This is a genomic window from Mesoterricola sp. MK458, from assembly GCF_055384935.1.
This window is the reverse complement of sequence record NZ_AP045075.1, coordinates 595,471-613,046: the sequence shown is the minus strand read 5'-3', so window position 1 is coordinate 613,046 and position 17,576 is coordinate 595,471. Positions and strand designations below refer to the sequence as shown.

12 protein-coding genes are annotated in these 17,576 nt (G+C 69.2%); 10 read left to right on the top strand and 2 right to left on the bottom strand.

All coding sequences use genetic code 11. The features are described 5' to 3' along the window. Positions 1–5: 5 nt before the first annotated feature. The gene (gene priA / locus ACZ5LB_RS02645) at positions 6–2,291 is read right to left on the bottom strand and encodes a replication restart helicase PriA (protein WP_464604613.1); all 2,286 of its coding nucleotides are present in this window, start codon (positions 2,289–2,291) and stop codon (positions 6–8) included. A gap of 120 nt (positions 2,292–2,411) precedes the next feature. On the opposite strand from priA, the gene ACZ5LB_RS02640 reads away from it, so the two are divergent. The 10 genes from ACZ5LB_RS02640 to ACZ5LB_RS02595 all read left to right on the top strand — a co-directional run bounded on the left by ACZ5LB_RS02640 (position 2,412) and on the right by ACZ5LB_RS02595 (position 16,738). Further along, positions 2,412–3,158 (top strand): response regulator, encoded by a 747-nt coding sequence (locus ACZ5LB_RS02640; protein ID WP_464604612.1) that lies wholly within the window; start codon positions 2,412–2,414, stop codon positions 3,156–3,158. Positions 3,159–3,326: 168 nt separating this feature from the next. Beyond that, entirely contained in the window at positions 3,327–7,100 is a 3,774-nt protein-coding gene (locus tag ACZ5LB_RS02635; protein WP_464604611.1) for a response regulator, read from the top strand. Between the two features lie 177 nt (positions 7,101–7,277). Then, positions 7,278–7,592, top strand: a complete 315-nt coding sequence (locus tag ACZ5LB_RS02630; protein ID WP_464604610.1) for an STAS domain-containing protein — start codon at positions 7,278–7,280, stop codon at positions 7,590–7,592. Further along, positions 7,593–10,298, top strand: a complete 2,706-nt coding sequence (locus ACZ5LB_RS02625) for a chemotaxis protein CheA (RefSeq protein WP_464604609.1) — start codon at positions 7,593–7,595, stop codon at positions 10,296–10,298. It begins immediately after the preceding gene. Next, positions 10,295–10,756, top strand: coding sequence for a chemotaxis protein CheW (locus tag ACZ5LB_RS02620; protein ID WP_464604608.1), 462 nt, complete (start codon positions 10,295–10,297; stop codon positions 10,754–10,756). Before ACZ5LB_RS02625 ends, ACZ5LB_RS02620 begins: the two co-directional genes overlap by 4 nt. Positions 10,757–10,816: 60 nt before the next feature. Next, the gene (locus ACZ5LB_RS02615; protein ID WP_464604607.1) at positions 10,817–13,393 is read left to right on the top strand and encodes a methyl-accepting chemotaxis protein; all 2,577 of its coding nucleotides are present in this window, start codon (positions 10,817–10,819) and stop codon (positions 13,391–13,393) included. A gap of 133 nt (positions 13,394–13,526) precedes the next feature. After that, positions 13,527–14,375 (top strand): CheR family methyltransferase, encoded by an 849-nt coding sequence (locus tag ACZ5LB_RS02610; RefSeq protein ID WP_464604606.1) that lies wholly within the window; start codon positions 13,527–13,529, stop codon positions 14,373–14,375. Between the two features lie 4 nt (positions 14,376–14,379). Continuing rightward, a complete protein-coding gene (gene cheB, locus ACZ5LB_RS02605) occupies positions 14,380–15,501 on the top strand; it encodes a chemotaxis-specific protein-glutamate methyltransferase CheB (RefSeq protein WP_464604605.1) in 1,122 nt (373 codons plus the stop codon). Beyond that, positions 15,498–16,364 carry a CheR family methyltransferase gene (locus tag ACZ5LB_RS02600; RefSeq protein ID WP_464604604.1) on the top strand — a complete coding sequence of 289 codons (867 nt, stop codon included), beginning with the start codon at positions 15,498–15,500 and terminating at the stop codon, positions 16,362–16,364. The genes cheB and ACZ5LB_RS02600 overlap by 4 nt, the downstream gene beginning before the upstream one ends. Further along, positions 16,361–16,738 (top strand): response regulator, encoded by a 378-nt coding sequence (locus ACZ5LB_RS02595; protein WP_464604603.1) that lies wholly within the window; start codon positions 16,361–16,363, stop codon positions 16,736–16,738. Before ACZ5LB_RS02600 ends, ACZ5LB_RS02595 begins: the two co-directional genes overlap by 4 nt. Here ACZ5LB_RS02595 and nadC read toward each other — a convergent pair. Next, positions 16,735–17,574 (bottom strand): carboxylating nicotinate-nucleotide diphosphorylase, encoded by an 840-nt coding sequence (nadC, locus tag ACZ5LB_RS02590; protein ID WP_464604602.1) that lies wholly within the window; start codon positions 17,572–17,574, stop codon positions 16,735–16,737. The two genes, ACZ5LB_RS02595 and nadC, sit on opposite strands and share 4 nt — an antisense overlap. Between the last annotated feature and the right edge of the window lie 2 nt (positions 17,575–17,576).

Sequence of the window (17,576 nt, the reverse complement as noted above, 5' to 3'; positions counted from 1 at the left end):
GACGATCATACCCCAAATTGCAGGGGATCCCGGTCCAGCGTCACGGCCCCCCCGGGTTCCAGGGGCGCCGCGCGCATGGCCTCGCCCAGGGGGCCCCGGGAGGCGGCCTTGACGATGAGCTGCATGCGGTAGCGGTCCTTCACCTTGGCGATGGGCGATTCCAGGGGGCCCAGGAGGCGCAGGCCGGGAACGGTCTCCAGGCGCGCGCGGAGGGCGCGCAGGGGCTCCAGGGCCTCCCGGGGGCTGTCGCCCTCGCTGCGGTAGAGGCTCATGGCGGCGTAGGGGGGGTAGCCAAGAGCCTCCCGGTAGGGGAGCTCCTCGGCGGCGAAGCCCTCGAAGTTCTGGGCCACGGCGTGGACGATGGCGGGGTGGTCGGGGCTGTAGGTCTGGAGGAGGACCCGTCCGCTCAGCTCGGCCCGCCCGGCGCGTCCCGCCACCTGGGTGAGGAGCTGGAAGGTGCGCTCGGCGGCCCTGAAGTCGGGGATCTTCAGGCCCATGTCTGCGTTGAGGATGCCCACCAGGGTGAGCTTGGGGAAGGTGTGGCCCTTGGCCAGCATCTGGGTGCCCACGAGGATGTCCACGGCGCCTTCCTCCGCCGCCAGGAGGCCGGCCTCCAGGGAGCCCCGCCGGGTGGTGGTGTCCCGGTCCAGCCGCAGGATGCGGGCCTCGGGGAACAGCGCCCGGAGCTGGTCCTCGATCTGCTCGGTGCCCTCGCCCACGCCGCGCAGGTGCTCGGCGCCGCAGTGGATGCACACCTCGGGCGGGGCGGTCTCGTAGCCGCACAGGTGGCACCGCAGGCGGTAGGCGCCCTTGTGGTAGGTGAGGCTGAGCGCGCAGTGGGGACAGTCGAAGGTCTTCCCGCAGGCCCGGCACATCCAGAAATTCTCGAACCCGCGGCGGTTGAGGAGGAGCAAGCACTGCTGGCCCAAGGATAGGGCCTCCCGCATGCCCTTGAGCAGCAGGGGGGAGAACACCACCTTCTTCCGCTCCTCCTTGAAGCATTCGCGCAGGTCCACCACCTTCACCGTGGGCAGGGTCACCCCCGCGGGCCGCTCCATGAGGCGCAGCAGGTGGTACCGGCCGTTCTGGGCCGCGTGCCAGCTCTCCAGGGACGGGGTGGCGCTGCCCAGCACCACGGGGCACCCCTCCAGCTGCGCGCGCTTGACGGCGAGGTCGCGAGCGTTGATGCGGGGGTGCTCCTCGCTCTTGTAGGAACCTTCCTGCTCCTCGTCCACGATCACCAGGCCGATGTCCTTCAGGGGCGCCAGCACGGCGTTGCGCACTCCCACGAACAGCGGCGCCTCGTCCTGGAGCAGGCGCAGCACGTCGGCCTGCCGTTCCGTGGCGTTCAGGCCCGCGTGGCCCACGGCCACCTTCCCCGGGAACCGGGCCTCCAGCCTCGCCAGGAGCCTCGGCGTCAGGCCGATCTCGGGCACGAGCCACAGGACCCGGCGGCCCTTCGCGAGGACCCTGCCGGCCAGTTCCAGGTACACCTCGGTCTTGCCGCTGCCGGTGATGCCGTAGAGGAGCGAGGCGGAAAAGGCGTCCAGGTCCACGGCGGCCACGGCCCGGCGCTGCTCCTCGTTCAGGACGACGGCGCGGTCCGCGCCCTCCTCCCGGCGCTGGCTCATGAGGTCCAGGCGCTTCACCCGCTCCAGGACGCCCTGCTTGACCAGGTTGGCCAGAACCCCCGGGCCCACGGCGCAGGCCTCCAGGAGCGCGGCTTCCAGCATGGCCCCCCCGGCGCCCTCCAGGGCCAGGAGCACCTTGGCCTGGGTGGGCGTCACCCGCGGCGGGTTGGGGGCGGCGGTGCGCCGCACCTCCGTGACGCCCGCGCCCCGCAGGCCCCGGCGATGGAAGAGGGTGGGCAGGTCCAGGGTCCCGGCCTGCCACGCGGCGCCCGCCTGGGCCAGGCCCGGCCAGTCGCCGGCGTCGCGCAGGTCGCACAGGCGCGTGCCCGAGGGCAGCGGCGTCTCCCAGTCCGCCGCCACCGCCTGGGGCAGGCACAGGGGCAGCAGGTGCGCGAGGCCGCAGCCGTAGTACCGCCCGGCGAAATCCAGCAGCTCCCACAACCGGGGCGGAAGGAGCGGGAAGGGATCCAGGACGGCGTCCACGGGCTTGAGTTTCACCGCGGGCGGGGCCGGGTCCGGGCCCAGCACCACCCCCAGGGTCCGGCCGGCGCGCAGCCGCACTTCCACCCGGGTCCCGGGCTGCAGTCCGGCGGGAGCGAGGTACGTGAGCGGAGGGATGGGTCTGGCGAGCTCGATGCGGGTGGGGATCAGGGAATCCATGCAGGGCGATGATAGCGCGGCCGAAGCCCCCGCAAAGAACTCCCGGACCCCGCCGGAGCCGGGGTAAACTGCATAGCCGCATATCCCGCCCCCCATCCTCCCGCATCCCCAAGGTCCTCCATGGAAACCAAAGGCCACCTGCTCATCGCCGACGACGAGGAGGCGTATCTCCGGACCATCTCGCAGCTCCTCACCCTCCACGGGTTCACGGTGGACTGCGCGGCCAGCGCCACCGAGGCGCGGGAGAAGCTCGAGGCCGGCCGGTACGACGTCCTGGTGTCGGACATCCAGATGCCGGGCCCTCCGGTGCTCGACGTGATCCGCCACATGCCCGCCCTGAACGCGGGCCTTCCCGTGGTGCTCATGACCGGCCACCCGTCCATGGACACCGCCCTGGAGGCCATGGGCAACGCCGTCCTGGCGTACCTCGTCAAGCCCGTGCGCACGGAGGAGCTGGTGATGCACATCCAGACAGGGGTGCGGCTCAGGAAGGTCCAGGGCCTCGCCCTGGAGTCCTCCATCCGCCTCCAGTCCTGGGCGGACGAGATGAAGGCCATCGAAGCCGACATCCGCTCGGCACCCGCCTCCATGGGCGTCATGCCCCTGAGCGGCCTGGTGGGCCTGGTGCTCGGGAACCTCGCCTCCTCGACCCTCGAGCTCAAGCAGCTGCTCGACCTGGCCCTGCAGGCGAACCCCGGCCAGGGGGTCTGCGGCATCCGCGAATGTCCGCGGCTGGGGCTGTACCGGGAGACCATCCGTACCGGGGTGGAAACCCTGGAGCACACCAAGAACTCATTCAAATCCAAGGAACTCGGGGAGCTCCGCAAGAAATTCTCGGCTTTGCTCGACGGCACGGTCCAGTCTTGACAAATCAAATCCCTTTCCCATAATTGCCCTCATCAATCCGTCCCACGGGGACACCTGTCTTGGCGTGCAGGATCCGGACCTGCAAGTCGAAGGCGCCCACCTGGAGCCACCGCATTCCGGTTGCCGGGTCTTTACCTCCTTTTGGCTCCTTGAGACCCGGGGTCCGGCATGCAGCACAAAATCCTCCTCGTCGCGACCTCCGAGGCCCAGGCGGCGGCGATCCTGCGTCCGCTCCAGGAGGCCGGACTGGCGTTCTCCAGCGAACGCGTGGCGACGTCCCAGGATCTCCGCGCCGCCCTGGCCCGCGGCCCCTGGGACCTGATCCTTTGCGAGCAGGCCCTGCCGGGACTCGCCTACCCCAGGGTCCTGTCGGACCTCCAGGCCCTCGCCCCGGCCCTGCCCTGCATCATCATCGCCCCCTCCGGGGACGAGGACCTGGTGAGCCGGGCCCTTCGCCTGGGCGCCCGGGACTTCATCTCCACGGGCCGCCTGGCCAGGCTGCCCCAGGCCGTCAGGCGGGAACTGGCAAGCATCCCTCCCCGCCCCCGGGCCCCGGAGCGGGCCGACGTGGCGGAGACCGGCCGGCTCGAGGACCTCATGGACGAGGCCTATGGGCTCCACGAGGTGATCTTCGACGCCCAGGGCGTACCGGCGGACTTCCGCTTCGTCAAGCTGAACCCCGCCTACGAGCGCCTCACGGGCATCCGGGCGGCCGAAGTCGTGGGGCGCAGGGCCCTGGAACTGGTCCCCGGATTGTCCCCGGATTGGATCCGGAAATTCGGGAGCGTGGCCCTCACCGGCCAGCCCCTGGCGGTGGATGACTACCGCAGCCTGCGGGGGCGGACCTTCGCGGGCCTGGCCTTCTGTCCCCAGCCGGGCCACTTCGCGGTGCTGTTCAACGACGTCACCGCCACCCTCGCCCTGGAAACCACCAAGGAACGCCTGGCCACCGCGGTGGAGCAGATCACGGAGGGGATCTTCATCGCCGACCTGGAGGGGATCCTCCTGTACGTCAACCCGGCCATGGAGGGCATCCTGGGGGCCGGTCCCGGCGAGATCCTGGGCCAGCCCGTGGCCAGCGTGCTGCCCGGCCTGCCCCTGGAGGACGCGGGCGACGCCTGGCAGGGGCGGTTCCCGGGGCGGAGCGCGGCCGGCGGGCCCCAGATCCTCGAATGCACCCTCGCCCCGGTGCGGGACGCCTCGGGGACGCCCACCTCCCGGGTCGGCATCGTCCACGACGTGACCATCGAGGCCGAGACCGAGCGCAGCCTGCGGCAGATGGAGAAGATGAAGGCCCTGGCGGAGGTGGCCGGGGGCGTCTCCCACGACTTCAACAACCTGCTCGCGGCGATCCTCAGCGCCACCGAGCTCATCGAATGGCAGCTTTCCGCCGACAGCCCCATCCGCCTCAAGCTCCAGGTGATCTACCAGGCCGTGATGAGGGCCGGGGAGCTCAACCGCCAGGTCCGCGCGTTCAGCCGCACCACGGAGGAGAAGAACGCGCCCATCGACCTGTCCCAGGTGGTGAAGGAGGCCATCCACCTCGTGCGGTCCACCTTCCCCGCCACGGTCCAGGTGCGCGCCACCCTCACCTCGGGCCTTTGGACCACCGGCAACGCCAGCCAGATCCACCAGGTCGTCATGAACCTGTCCATCAACGCCCTGCAGGCCATGCTCCCCGCCGGCGGCACCCTGGACTTCACCCTGGAGGACCGGGCCGGAAACGCGGCCGTCCTCACCGTGAAGGATTCCGGCTGCGGCATGGAACCGGAGGTCCTGGAGCGGGTCTTCGAGCCCTTCTTCACCACCAAGGAGCGCACCGAGGGCAAGGGCCTGGGGCTTTCCGTGGTCCACGGCATCGTCAACGCCCACGGCGGGACCATCTCGGTGCGCAGCGAACCTGGCCTGGGCAGCGTGTTCCAGGTGGTCCTCCCCTGCAGCGTCCCCGAGGCGCCCGCGACCCTGGAACCGGTCCCCGAGGAGCCCACCGGCCACGAGCGGATCCTGTTCGTGGACGACGAGGAGGTGCTCAGCGCCCTGGGCAAGCAGGGCCTCCAGATGCTGGGCTACCGCGTCACCTCCCGCTCCGACAGCCAGGAGGCCCTGGAGGAGGTCACCCATCACCCCCAGGACTTCGACCTCCTGGTCACCGACCTCTCCATGCCCAACATGTCGGGCGTGGAGCTCACCCAGAAGATCCGCAAGATCTGCCCGGACCTGCCCGCCATCCTCATCACCGGGGCCTTCCAGGACGCCATGCCGCTGGAGGGCATGGCCACCCCCTTCGCCGAGGTGCTCCTCAAGCCGGTGACCATCCTGGACATGGCCAAGGCCATCCGGAAGGTCATGAACATGCGCCCCGCGGCGCGCTCCCGGCAGGAGCAGGCGGCGGAACCCCGGCCCGAAGGGGCCCCGGTCATCCTGCTCGCCGAGGACAGCAACACCACCCGGAGCCTGCTGCGCAGCTGGCTGGTGAAGGCCGGCTACGTGGTGGACGAGGCCCGGGACGGCCAGGAGGCCTGGGAGGCCCTGGAAAGGAATCCGGGCCGCCATTCCATCCTCGTCACCGACATCGTCATGCCCAGGCTGGACGGCCTGCGGCTCTCGGCGAAGGTGCGCAAGCTGGACGCCTCCATTCCCATCCTGATGCTTTCCTCCACCGACGACACCGAATCCATGAGGGAGGCCCTCCACCTCCATGTGAACGAATTCCTCACCAAGCCCTTCGAGTCCGCGATCCTCGTCTCCACCGTGGAGCGCCTCTGCGCCGACCAGGCCACACGGGTGAAGATCCTGCGCAGCCACGAGACCGCCCAGGCCGTGCGCATGGCCCAGCGCGCCATGGAGGCCATCCCCGAGAAGGACATGCCCATCTATTCCATCTCGGAACCCCTCACGGACGCGGGCGGCGACGTGTTCCGGGCCTTCCGCAGGGAGGACGGCTCGATCTTCTTCGCCATCGCCGACGTGGCCGGGCATTCGGTCATCAGTTCCTACGCGGTGGCGGCCTACCTGGGGATGCTCACCAACTTCCTGGCCTCGGACCTGGACCTGCGCGCCCTGGCGTTCAAGCTGAACCGGGCCATCCAGGCCGGGCCCTTCTCGGAGGTGCCCATCTGCGGCCTGTTCGGCCACTGGGACCCGGCCACGGGGCGGATCCACCTCCTGAACGCCGGCATCCCCCACGCCCTGTGGCACCGCGCCACCCGCGGCACGACGCGGCCCATCGCCATCAACGGGACGCCCCTGGGCGTCCTGGACGAACCCATCGTGGAGGAGAAGGTGGTCATCCTCGCCCCCGGGGACCGCCTGCTGCTGGGCAGCGACGGCTTCTTCGACGCGCTCTCGCCCGAGAATCACACCTTCCTCGACCTGGCCGGTCCCATCTGGGAGAACCTCCGCGGCACCGACATCTACCAGGCCATCAACCTGGTTTCCGAGGCCGCCCGGGCCCACGCCGGGGGGAACTTCGGCGACGACCTGCTCGTGGTGGCCCTGGAACAGCCTCCCCCGGCGCCGGATTCCGACCATCTGGCCCTGGACCTCCCCGCCGACCTGGAAGCCATCGACGACGCCTGCGAAGCCCTGGAGGCCTTCCTGGACGGCAAGGGCTGGACCGCCCCCCACGGCGGGCAGGACCGGTACGACACGCTCCTTGCGGTTCGCGAGGCCCTTTCCAACGCCGTGCTCCACGGCAGCCCCGGCGACCGCGCGGGTTCGGTGCAACTCTGGGCCAGGCCCATCCCGGGGGACGGGTTCCGCGTCGGCGTCGTGGACGGAGGCCAGGGGTTCGACCTCGGCGCCCACACCCCGCCGGACACCGCCTCCTCCGAGCGGGGCCGCGGCATCCCCCTCATGCAGTTCTTCGCCAGCCGGGTCGCCATGGTCGGCGGGGAACTGGTCATGGATTTCCGGCCGTCCCACTCCCATCTAAGTGATTGACATGCATTTCCCCGATCCGATACTGACAAGGTTTCCACCCGCCCATTCGGTGCGGAGTGTCTTGACGGGCGGGGCCAGGACCTGCAAGTCGGGGGCGCAATTCCACGGACCTTCGCGGCCGCCGTGGGTTGGGCCCCTTTTCGTATTCCCACATGACCCATGCCCCGGAGGATCGCGATGCCAGTGAACAATCCCAGCCCCAACGATCCCGTCACCCTCAGGATCCCCTCCGGCGGCAACCTGGTGGCCAGCACCGTGGAAGCCCGGCGCAAGGCGGCCCTGGAGGCGCTGGCGGCCCCCTGCGCGGAAGCGGTCCTGGACCTGACGGAGGCCGAGGTGGTGGACTCCCTGGGCATCACCCTCATCCTCGGGCTGTTCAAGACCTGCCAGCAGCGGAAGATCGGTTTCCGGGTGGAGGGGGCCAACGCCGACCTCATGCGGGTCTTCAGACTGTTCAGCCTGCCCAAGCTGTTCCCCATCGTGGAGCGATAGATGACCAGCCTGGCTGATGAAAGTATCATCGCCGATTTCGTGGCCGAGAGCCGGGAGCACCTGAGCACCATCGAGCCCGATCTCCTGGCCATGGAGGACCTCGGGGCCAAGGTCTCCCAGGAGGTCATCAACCGGGTGTTCCGGGCCATCCACAGCCTCAAGGGCGGCGCGGGGTTCTTCGCCTTCGAAGCCCTCAAGCGGCTCAGCCACGCCATGGAAAGCGTGCTCATGCTCGTTCGCGACGGCAAGCTCCACCCCACGCCCGACCTCATGGACAGCCTGTTCACGGGGGTGGACCGGCTGCGGGCCATGCTCGACGACATCCACGCCAGCGACGCCGTCCCCTGCGCCAAGGAGCTGGCGGGCCTGGAGGCCATCCTCGGCGGCCAGGGCGTGGACCTTTCCGAGACCGTCAAGGGCCGGGCCAAGGGCTCCAAGCGCGACTTCGACCTGGACGCCGAGGGCGTCCGCTCCGCCCTGCGCCGGGGCATGAACATCTACGGCGCCATCGCCTACCTGCACCGGGACCTCAAGGACCAGGGCATGGCTCCCCTGCAGTTCCTCAACAACGCCCTGTCCGTGGGCACCTGCCTGGACGCCTTCATCGACATCGAGGCCATCGCCAACCTGGAAAGCTGCCTGGAGCAGGACCTGCCCGTCACCCTTCTCTTCGCCAGCGTCCTCGAACCCGACCTGGCCGCCCTGGCCCTGAAGCTACCGGTGGAACAGGTGAAGGCGCTGGAGGTGAAGGCCCTCAGGGACAAGCTCAAGGCCAAGCCGGCCAAGCCTTCGGAAGCGGCGCCGGCGCCCGCCCCGCCGGCGGAGGCCCAGGCGGCGCCCGGGGACGACCCGGAGGATAAACCCGAAGACAGGCCCGAGGCCAGGGGCCCCGCCAAGGAGGGCGGCAACGAGACCCTGCGCGTGCGGGTGGACCTGCTCACGAACCTCATGAACCTCGCCGGCGAGCTGGTGCTGGGGCGCAACCAGCTGGTGCGGGCCATCACCGAATACCGCAACGAGATCCCCGGCCTGGGCGCGATCCTCCAGAACGTCAACCAGGTGACCACGGAGATGCAGGAAGGCATCATGCAGACCCGCATGCAGCCCATCGGGACGGTGTTCAACCGCTTCCCCCGCATCATCCGGGACATGAGCCGCCAGCTCGGCAAGCAGATCGAGGTTCGCATCGAAGGCGCGGAGGTGGAACTGGACAAGTCCATCGTCGAGTTGCTGGTGGATCCCCTCACCCACATCATCCGCAACTGCGCGGACCATGCCATCGAGGGCCCCGCGGAACGCAAGAAGGCGAAGAAGACCCCCACCGGCGCCATCCACCTCCACGCCTTCCACGAGGGCGGCCAGATCAACATCGCCGTCCGCGACGACGGCCGGGGCATCGATTCGAGGAAGGTGCTCGAGAAGGCCGTGGCCAAGGGCCTGGTGACCAAGGCCCAGGCCGCCGAGATGACGGAGCGGGAGATCGTCCACCTGGTGTTCGCCCCGGGGTTTTCCACGGCCGAGACCGTTTCGGACATCTCCGGGCGCGGGGTGGGCATGGACGTGGTGCGCACCAACGTCGAGAAGCTGGGGGGCCACGTCGAAATGGAGACGGAGGTGGGCATGGGCACCACGGTGCGCCTGCGCCTGCCCCTGACCCTGGCCATCATCCCGTCCATGATCGTGGGCGTGGCTGACCACCGCTTTGCCATCCCCCAGGTGAACGTCGTGGAGTTCGTGTGGGTCAAGGCCTCCGAGGCGGCCCAGCGCATCGAGCAGGTGCAGGGGGCGCTGGTGCTCCGCCTTCGGGACAAGCTCCTGCCCCTGGTGCGCCTCGCGGACGTGCTGGGCATCCCGCGGGTGTACGCCGATCCTGCCACCGGCCAAGCGCTTCCCGACCGGCGGGTCTCCATCGCCGACCGCCGCGCGGCGGAATCCCCCGAAGCCGACCCGAGGGAGGGGGATCGCCGGGAGGACTGGCGCACCGACCACAACATCATCGTCCTGCGGGTGGGCAAGAACCAGTACGGCGTCATCGTCGACGAGCTCTTCGACATCGAGGAGATCGTCGTCAAGCCGCTGTCCAGCTTCATCCAGGGCACCAAGTGCTTTTCCGGCGCCACCATCCTCGGCGACGGGCGCGTGATCATGATCCTGGACGCCGGGGGCCTGTCCACCACCGCCCAGCTCCACTTCTCGGACCTCCAGGCCGAGGAGCTCCGCCGGGCCGAGGAGGAGAAGCGCAGCGCGGCCCTGAAAGCCTCCCGGCGAAGGTCGGTCATCCTGTTCGAAGCGGCCTCCGGCGAACGCTTCGCCGTGCCCCAGGACCACGTGCTCAGGCTGGAGCGCATCCTGCGCAGCAGGATCGAGCTCATCGGCGAACGGGAGTACATCGAATACCGCGGCGAGGGCCTGCCCCTGGTGCGCCTGGACCGCCACCTGGAGGTGCGGCCCCTGGAAAGCGGCCTGCAGGAATACTTCCTGGTCATTCCCAAGATCCCCGGCCAGAACTCCACCGCACGCCCCCCGGCGGGCATCCTGATCTCGGAGATCCTGGACGCCCTGGACGTGGAGGTCGAGCTCAAGAAGGTCGAAGTGCGGGGACCCGGCCTGCTGGGCTCGGCCGTGGTGCAGGACCACCTGACCCTGTTCCTGGATCCGGTTGACCTCCTCCGGGCCGCGGGCCTCATGGGAGGGGACGCCGCATGAGCCAGTTCGCCACCTTCCGAGTCGGAGACCGCCTTTTCGGCCTGGACATCCTGGGCGTCCGGGAGATCATCCGGGTCTCCAACATCACCCCGGTGCCCAGGAGCGACGCCCACATCCGCGGCCTCATCAACCTGCGCGGCCAGATCGTCACCATCCTGGACCTGTCGGTGCGCCTGGGCCACGAGCCCGCCCAGGTGAAGGACTCCAGCCACATCGTCATCCTCAAGCACGCCTCCGCCTCGACCCCGGCCGGGGGCCAGGCCCGGGGCGGCACCGCCGACGTCATGGGCCTCCTGGTGGACGCCATCGGGGACGTGGTGGAGGCCGAGGCCACCCTGGCCGAAGCGCCCCCGGCCAACCTCACCGACGCCGAGGAGCGCTTCCTCGCCGGGGTCCTCAAGACCGAAGCCGGCCTCCTCGTGCTCCTGAACGTCCAGGAACTCCTTTCCAGCAGCTGACCACCGTTCTCCTCCCCGGATCCGTCCCACGCACCGAACGAACCCAAGCCAGGAGCCTCCATGCAATTCCTCGACAACATCAAGATGGGCCCGAAGCTCATCACATCGTTCCTCATCATGGTCGCCATCACGATTTTCGTGGGCACCTTCGGCGCCGTGAAGCTCAACTCCGCCGACGACTCGGACGAGCTGCTCTACCAGAAGATGCTGATTCCCATCGGCTACCTTTCGGACGTGCAGCAGTACAACCACCGGCTCCGCGTCAACATGCGCGACGCCCTCATCTCCGGCGACATCGACCGGTTCCAGCAGCGATACAAGGAACTGGAGGACCTCGCCGCCAAGTCGGAGGACCTCTACGAAAAGACCATCCTCACCGAGCTGGGCCGCGTGGTCTACGTCAAGTACAAGGAGGCCAAGAAGGCCGTCGTGGAGTCCAACAACACCTTCTTCGCCCTGATCCGCTCGGGCAAGAAGGGCCAGGCCGAGGATCTCCTCTACGGAGGCAACTACCGGCTGGTGCAGGCCCTGAACACCGCCACGGACGAAGTGGTGAAGTCCAAGCTCAACATCGCCAAGGAGACCTCTGACCAAAACACGTCACAGGCCTCCGCCGCCATCCGGGCCATGACGGTCCTGATGGCCGTCGCCGCCGTTCTTGGCGTGATCCTCGGCATCGTCATCGCCCGGTCCATCACGCGGCCCATGGCCATGGGCGTGGACATGATGAACGAGATGTCCAAGGGGCACCTGGGCAGGCGCCTGCGCATGAACCGCCAGGACGAGATCGGCCAGCTGGCCCAGGCCATGGACGGCTTCACGGACAACCTCCAGGGCATGGTGGGCGGCCTCGGCGAGATCGCCAAGGGCGACCTCACCCGCGAATGGACCCAGTCCGACGCCCAGGACGAGATCAACCCGGCCCTCAGGACCGTGCGCGCGAACCTCCTGGCCCTGATCGAGGACGCGGCCATGCTCAACAAGGCCGCCATGGAAGGCAAGCTCGCCACCCGCGCCGACGCCTCCAGGCACCAGGGCGACTACCGCCGGATCGTGCAGGGCGTCAACGACACGCTGGACGCGGTCATCGGTCCCCTCAACGTCTCCGCCGGCTACGTGGACCGCATCTCCAAGGGTGACATCCCCCCCCGGATCACGGACAAGTACAACGGCGACTTCAACGAGATCAAGAACAACCTGAACACCTGCGTCGATGCCGTCAACGCGCTCGTGGCCGACGCCGCCATGCTCAGCAAGGCCGCCATGGAAGGCCGGCTCGCCACCCGGGCCGACGCCTCCCGCCACCAGGGTGATTTCCGCAAGATCGTGCAGGGCGTCAACGACACCCTGGACGGGGTCATCAACCCCATCAACGAGGTCCAGCGGGTCATGGCGGCCATGGAGCAGGGGGACCTCACCGCCCGCATCACCACCGAGTACAAGGGCGACCTCCAGAGCCTGCGCAACGCCGTGAACAACAGCGCCACGAAGCTGGCCCAGGCCCTCACGGAGATCAGCGGCGCCTCCAACACCCTGGCCTCCAGCTCCGACGAGCTCACGGCCACCTCGGACACCATGGCCAACCGGGCCGAGCAGATGACGCTGCAGGCCAATACCGCCGCCGCGGGAACGGAGCAGGCTTCCACCAACGTGAAGAACATGGCCGCGGGCGTGGAGGAGATGAGCGCCAACGCCAACACCGTGGCCTCGGCCTCCGAGCAGGTCACCGCCAACCTGCGCACCGTGGGCGCGGCCGTGGAACAGATGTCCTCGAACATGAAGACCATCGCCGCCTCCACGGAGCAGATGACGGGTTCCGTGAACACGGTGGCCACGGCCATCGAGGAAATGAGCGTCAGCCTGAACGAGGTGTCCAAGAACTCGGGCCAGGCGGCCACGGTGGCCGGCAAGGCCTCCCGGAGCGCGGCCAGCACGGCCGAGACCGTGAACAAGCTCGGCCGCAGCGCTCAGGAAATCGGCAAGGTGGTGGACATGATCAAGGGCATCGCCGCCCAGACCAACCTGCTGGCCCTGAACGCGACCATCGAGGCCGCGAGCGCCGGCGAGGCCGGCAAGGGCTTCGCCGTGGTGGCCAACGAGGTCAAGGAACTGGCCAAGCAGACCGCGGGCGCCACCGAGGAGATCCGGGCCCAGGTGGAGGACATGCAGGGCAATACCCAGCAGGCCGTCAAGGCCATCGACGACATCGTGCAGATCATCGGCGAGATCAACGCCATCTCGGCCAACATCGCCGCGTCGGTGGAGGAGCAGACCGCCACCACCAACGAGATCTCCAAGAACGTCGGGTACGCCGCCCGGGGCGCGGCCGAGGTGGCCCGCAACGTCCAGCAGGCCGCCACCGGCACCAACGAGGTCAGCCGCAACGTCCAGGAGGCCGTGAAGGGCGTCACCGACATTTCCCGCAACATCAACCAGCTCGCCCAGGGCGCGGGCGACGTCGCGAAGAACGCCGGGGAAGCCTCCAAGGGCATGAACGATGTCTCCCGGAACGTGGCGCACGTCAGCACCGCGGCCAAGGACACCACCCGCGGCGCCGCCGACACCAACAACGCCTCGAAGGAACTGGCCCGGCTCGCCGAGAAGCTCCAGCAGAACGTGTCCCGCTTCAGGCTCTAGCAATCTCCGTCCCCGGCTCACTATACTCAAGGGAACCCATCCCACGCAGACTCCTCGCCCCACGCGTTTCGCAATGCGGAAGAACCCATGACGACCCGCCTCCAACCCTGCCCGCCCTCCCAAGGATCCAGGCATGGGATTTGAGTCCATCCAGCCCTCCGATTTTCGGCTCATGCGGGACTACATCGAGAGGAACTGCGGCATCGTGCTGGGGGAGGAGAAGGCCTACCTCGTGGAGACGCGCCTCGCGGGCCTCCTGATGGAGACGGGGTGCCTGGACTACGGGGAGCTGTACCGCCGCGCCGTCGGCGAGACGGGAACCGCCATGCGCGACCGCATCGTGGACGCCATGACCACCAACGAGACGCTCTGGTTCCGGGACGGGCATCCCTTCGAGATCCTCCGGGACGTGCTGCTGCCGGAGCTCTCGGCGCCGCTCCTTGCCGGCCTGCGGTTCCGCATCCGCATCTGGTCCGCGGCCAGTTCCACCGGCCAGGAGCCCTATTCCATCGCCATCACCATCCAGGAGTTCTGCCGCCGGAACCCCGGGGTCCGACCCGACCAGTTCGAGATCCTGGCTTCGGACATCTCCCCTTCGGCGCTGTTCCTGGCCAAGGCCGGACGGTACGACGCGGCGGCCCTGGGCCGGGGCATGCCCGACGAGCTCCGGGACCGCTACTTCCGGCAGGAGGGCCCGGTGTGGGTGGTGGACGACGCGGTGAAGCGGATGGTCACCCTGAAGAAGTTCAACCTCCAGGATCCGCTGGACGGCCTGGGCCGCTTCGACATCGTCTTCTGCCGCTACGTCACCATCTACTTCTCGGATGCCTTCAAGCGCCAGATCTTCGAGGGCATCTCCCGGCTCACCAGCCAGGGCGGCTATTTCTTCACCAGCGCCGTGGAGAACCTCCAGACCTCCGACGACCTCTTCGCCCCGGTCTACCACGGCGCGGGCACCTACTACCGCAGCAGGAAAGGCTAGGCCGATGCCCTCCACCAGGCTCAGGATCCTCATCGTTGACGATACGGCGGTCTACCGCCGCATCCTCACGGAGGTCGTGGAGTCCCTCCTGGTCGACTGCGAGGTCTCGGCCTGCCCCAGCGGGCAGCTCGCCCTCAACCGCCTGGACAAGGCCGCCGTCGACCTGGTGCTCCTGGACGTGGAGATGCCCGACCTGAACGGACTCGAGACCCTGCGCCTCATCCGGACCCACCACCCCGCCACGAGCGTGATCATGATCAGCGGCACCACCTCGGCCGCGGCGGCCTACACCGTGGAGGCCCTGGCCCTTGGGGCGCTGGAGTTCGTGAACAAGCCCGAGGGGGCCGACGCCGAAACCAGCCGCGCCGAACTGCGGGACATCCTCCGGCCCATCGTGCGCCACGTGCAGACCCGTGCCAACCTTCGCGTCGCGCCCGCGGCGCCCCCCGTGCCCTCGCCGAAGGTGCCCGCGGCCCCTGCTCCGCCCGCGCCGCCCGCGCCTCCCCCGCCCCGCCGCCAGGCGCCCGGCCCCACCCGGTTCGCGGTGCTGGGCATCGGCGTCTCCACCGGCGGCCCCAACGCCCTGGGCGAGCTGATCCCCGCCCTGCCGGCGAACCTGGGCGTGCCCGTGCTCGTCGTGCAGCACATGCCTCCCCTCTTCACGGCCTCCCTGGCCGAGCACCTGGACCGGAACTCCCGGCTGTCCGTGCACGAGGCCATCGAGGGCGAGCCGGTGCTTCCCGGCAAGGTCTACATCGCGCCCGGCGGAAGGCACATGGTCCTGCGGCGTTCCCGGGAGGGGGACCAGGCCATCATCGGCCTCAACGAGAACCCGCCCGAGAACAGCTGCCGGCCCTCCGTTGACGTGCTCTTCAGGTCCATGGCCGCGCACTACGGCGGCAACATCCTCGCCGTGGTCATGACCGGCATGGGCAACGACGGCTGCGAGGGGGTTCGGGCCATGAAGCGCGCCGGGTGCCACTGCCTGACGCAGTCCGAGGACACTTGCGTGGTCTACGGCATGCCCATGGCGGTGGACGAGGCGGGTCTCTCGGACGAGCGCGTCCCCCTGCCCCTCCTGGCATCGCGCATCTCCAGCCTCGTGGGGGCCGGGAGGATGCCGTGAGCCAGGGGATGGTCACCAGCGCCGAGTTCCGCCTCCTCCGGGACTACATCCAGGAGCACTGCGGCATCTGCCTCGGGGAGGAGAAGGCCTACCTCGTGGAGACGCGCCTCGCCGGCCTCCTGGCCAAGCACGGCTGCCCCGACTTCAGCTCCTTCTACCGGCTGGCCCGGCACGACCCCTCCCCGGCGCTCCGGGAGGAGGTCATCGATGCCATGACCACCAACGAGACCCTCTGGTTCCGGGACGCCCATCCCTTCGCCATCCTGCGGGAGAAGCTCCTGCCGCCCCTGGCGGACGGGATCCGGCGGGGGGACCGGGGCCGGGTCCGCATCTGGTCCGCGGCCTGCTCAACGGGCCAGGAGCCCTACTCCATCGCCATGGTCATCCTGGAGTTCTGCCGCCTCAACCCCGACATCAGCCCCGCCCAATTCGAGATCCTGGCCTCGGACATCTCCCCTTCCGCCCTGTACCTGGCGAAGTGCGGGCGGTACGACGAGAGCGCCATGCGGCGGGGCCTCCCGCCCGGGCTGCGGGACCGCTACTTCCAGGCCGACGGCGCGTCCTGGGTCGTGAACGACGAGGTCAGGCGCCTGGTCACCTTCCGGCCGTTCAACCTGCAGGAGCCCATGGGTCCCCTGGGGCCCTTCGACGTGGTCTTCTGCCGGAACGTGACGATCTACTTCGCCGACGACTTCAGGCGGCGGATCTTCGCGGGCATCGCCAGCCTCCTGGCCCCCTCGGGCCACCTCCTGATCAGCGCGGTGGAATCCCTGCGGGGCGCCGCCGACGCCTTCCTGCCCATGACCCACGCCGGGGGAATCTACTACCGGTGCGATCCCTCCATTCCCGGAGCCGAACGATGAAGATCCTGTCCGTTGACGATTCCACCACCATGAGAAGGATCATCGGCCGGGTGGTGGGCATGCTGGGCTACGACTTCGCCGAGGCGGCCAACGGGGCCGAAGCCCTGGAACTCCTGGCCCGGGACACCTCCGACATCGCCCTGGTGATCATGGACATCAACATGCCTGAAATGGACGGGATCACCTGCCTGCAACGCATCAAGGCCGATCCCGCGCTCAAGCACCTACCCGTCATGATGGTCACCACCGATTCCGACCGCGCGCGGATCATCCAGGCGGTGCAGGCCGGGGCGGCGAACTACGTGACCAAGCCCTTCACGCACGACGACCTGGTGACCCGCATTGCTGCGACGCTGGGTGAGGATGAATTCTAGAACCGCAGGCTCAGATCCACGGACGGGGCGCTGTGGGTGAGGGCGCCCACGCTCAGGAAATCCACCCCCGTTTCCGCCACGGCCCGCGCGCGCTCCAGGGTCAGGTTCCCGCTGGCCTCCAGGAAGACCGGGCTCCCGGCTCGCAGGGACACGGCCTCGGCCATCTGCGCGAGGGTCATGTTGTCCAGGAGCACGCCGTCCACGCCGGGGGTCGCCAGGCACTCGGCGAGCTGCTGCAGGGTCTCGGCCTCCACCTCGATGCGCACCAGGTTCGGGGCGACGGCCCGGGCCTGGGCCACGGCCTCGCGGATGCCGCCGGCGGCCGCGATGTGGTTCTCCTTGAGCAGGACGCCGTCGCCCAGGGTGAGGCGGTGGTTGAACCCGCCTCCGCAGCGCACGGCGTACTTCTCCAGCAGCTTGAGCCCGGGCGTGGTCTTGCGGGTGTCCAGGATGCGGGCGCCGGTGCCGGCCACCGCGTCCACGAAGGCGCGGGTGAGGGTCGCCGTGCCCGAAAGGCGCTGCAGGAGGTTGAGCATCACCCGCTCGGCCATGAGGATGGCCCGGCTGGAACCCTCGATGCGCATCACCACGGCGCCCGGGTCCACGCGATCGCCGTCCTGGGCCCCGGGCACGACCTTCAGGCCCGGGTCCACGGCCCGGAAGACCTCCGCGGCCACCGGCAGCCCGGCCAGCACGAGGCGTCCCTTGGCCACCACCCGGGCCTCCATGGGGCGGTCCGGCACCGAGGCCGAGGTCCAGTCCTGGGTGCCCCAGTCCTCCCGCAGGAAGGCCCGGACGGCGTCCACGTATGTCAGGGGGTGCGGCGCGTTGAACATGG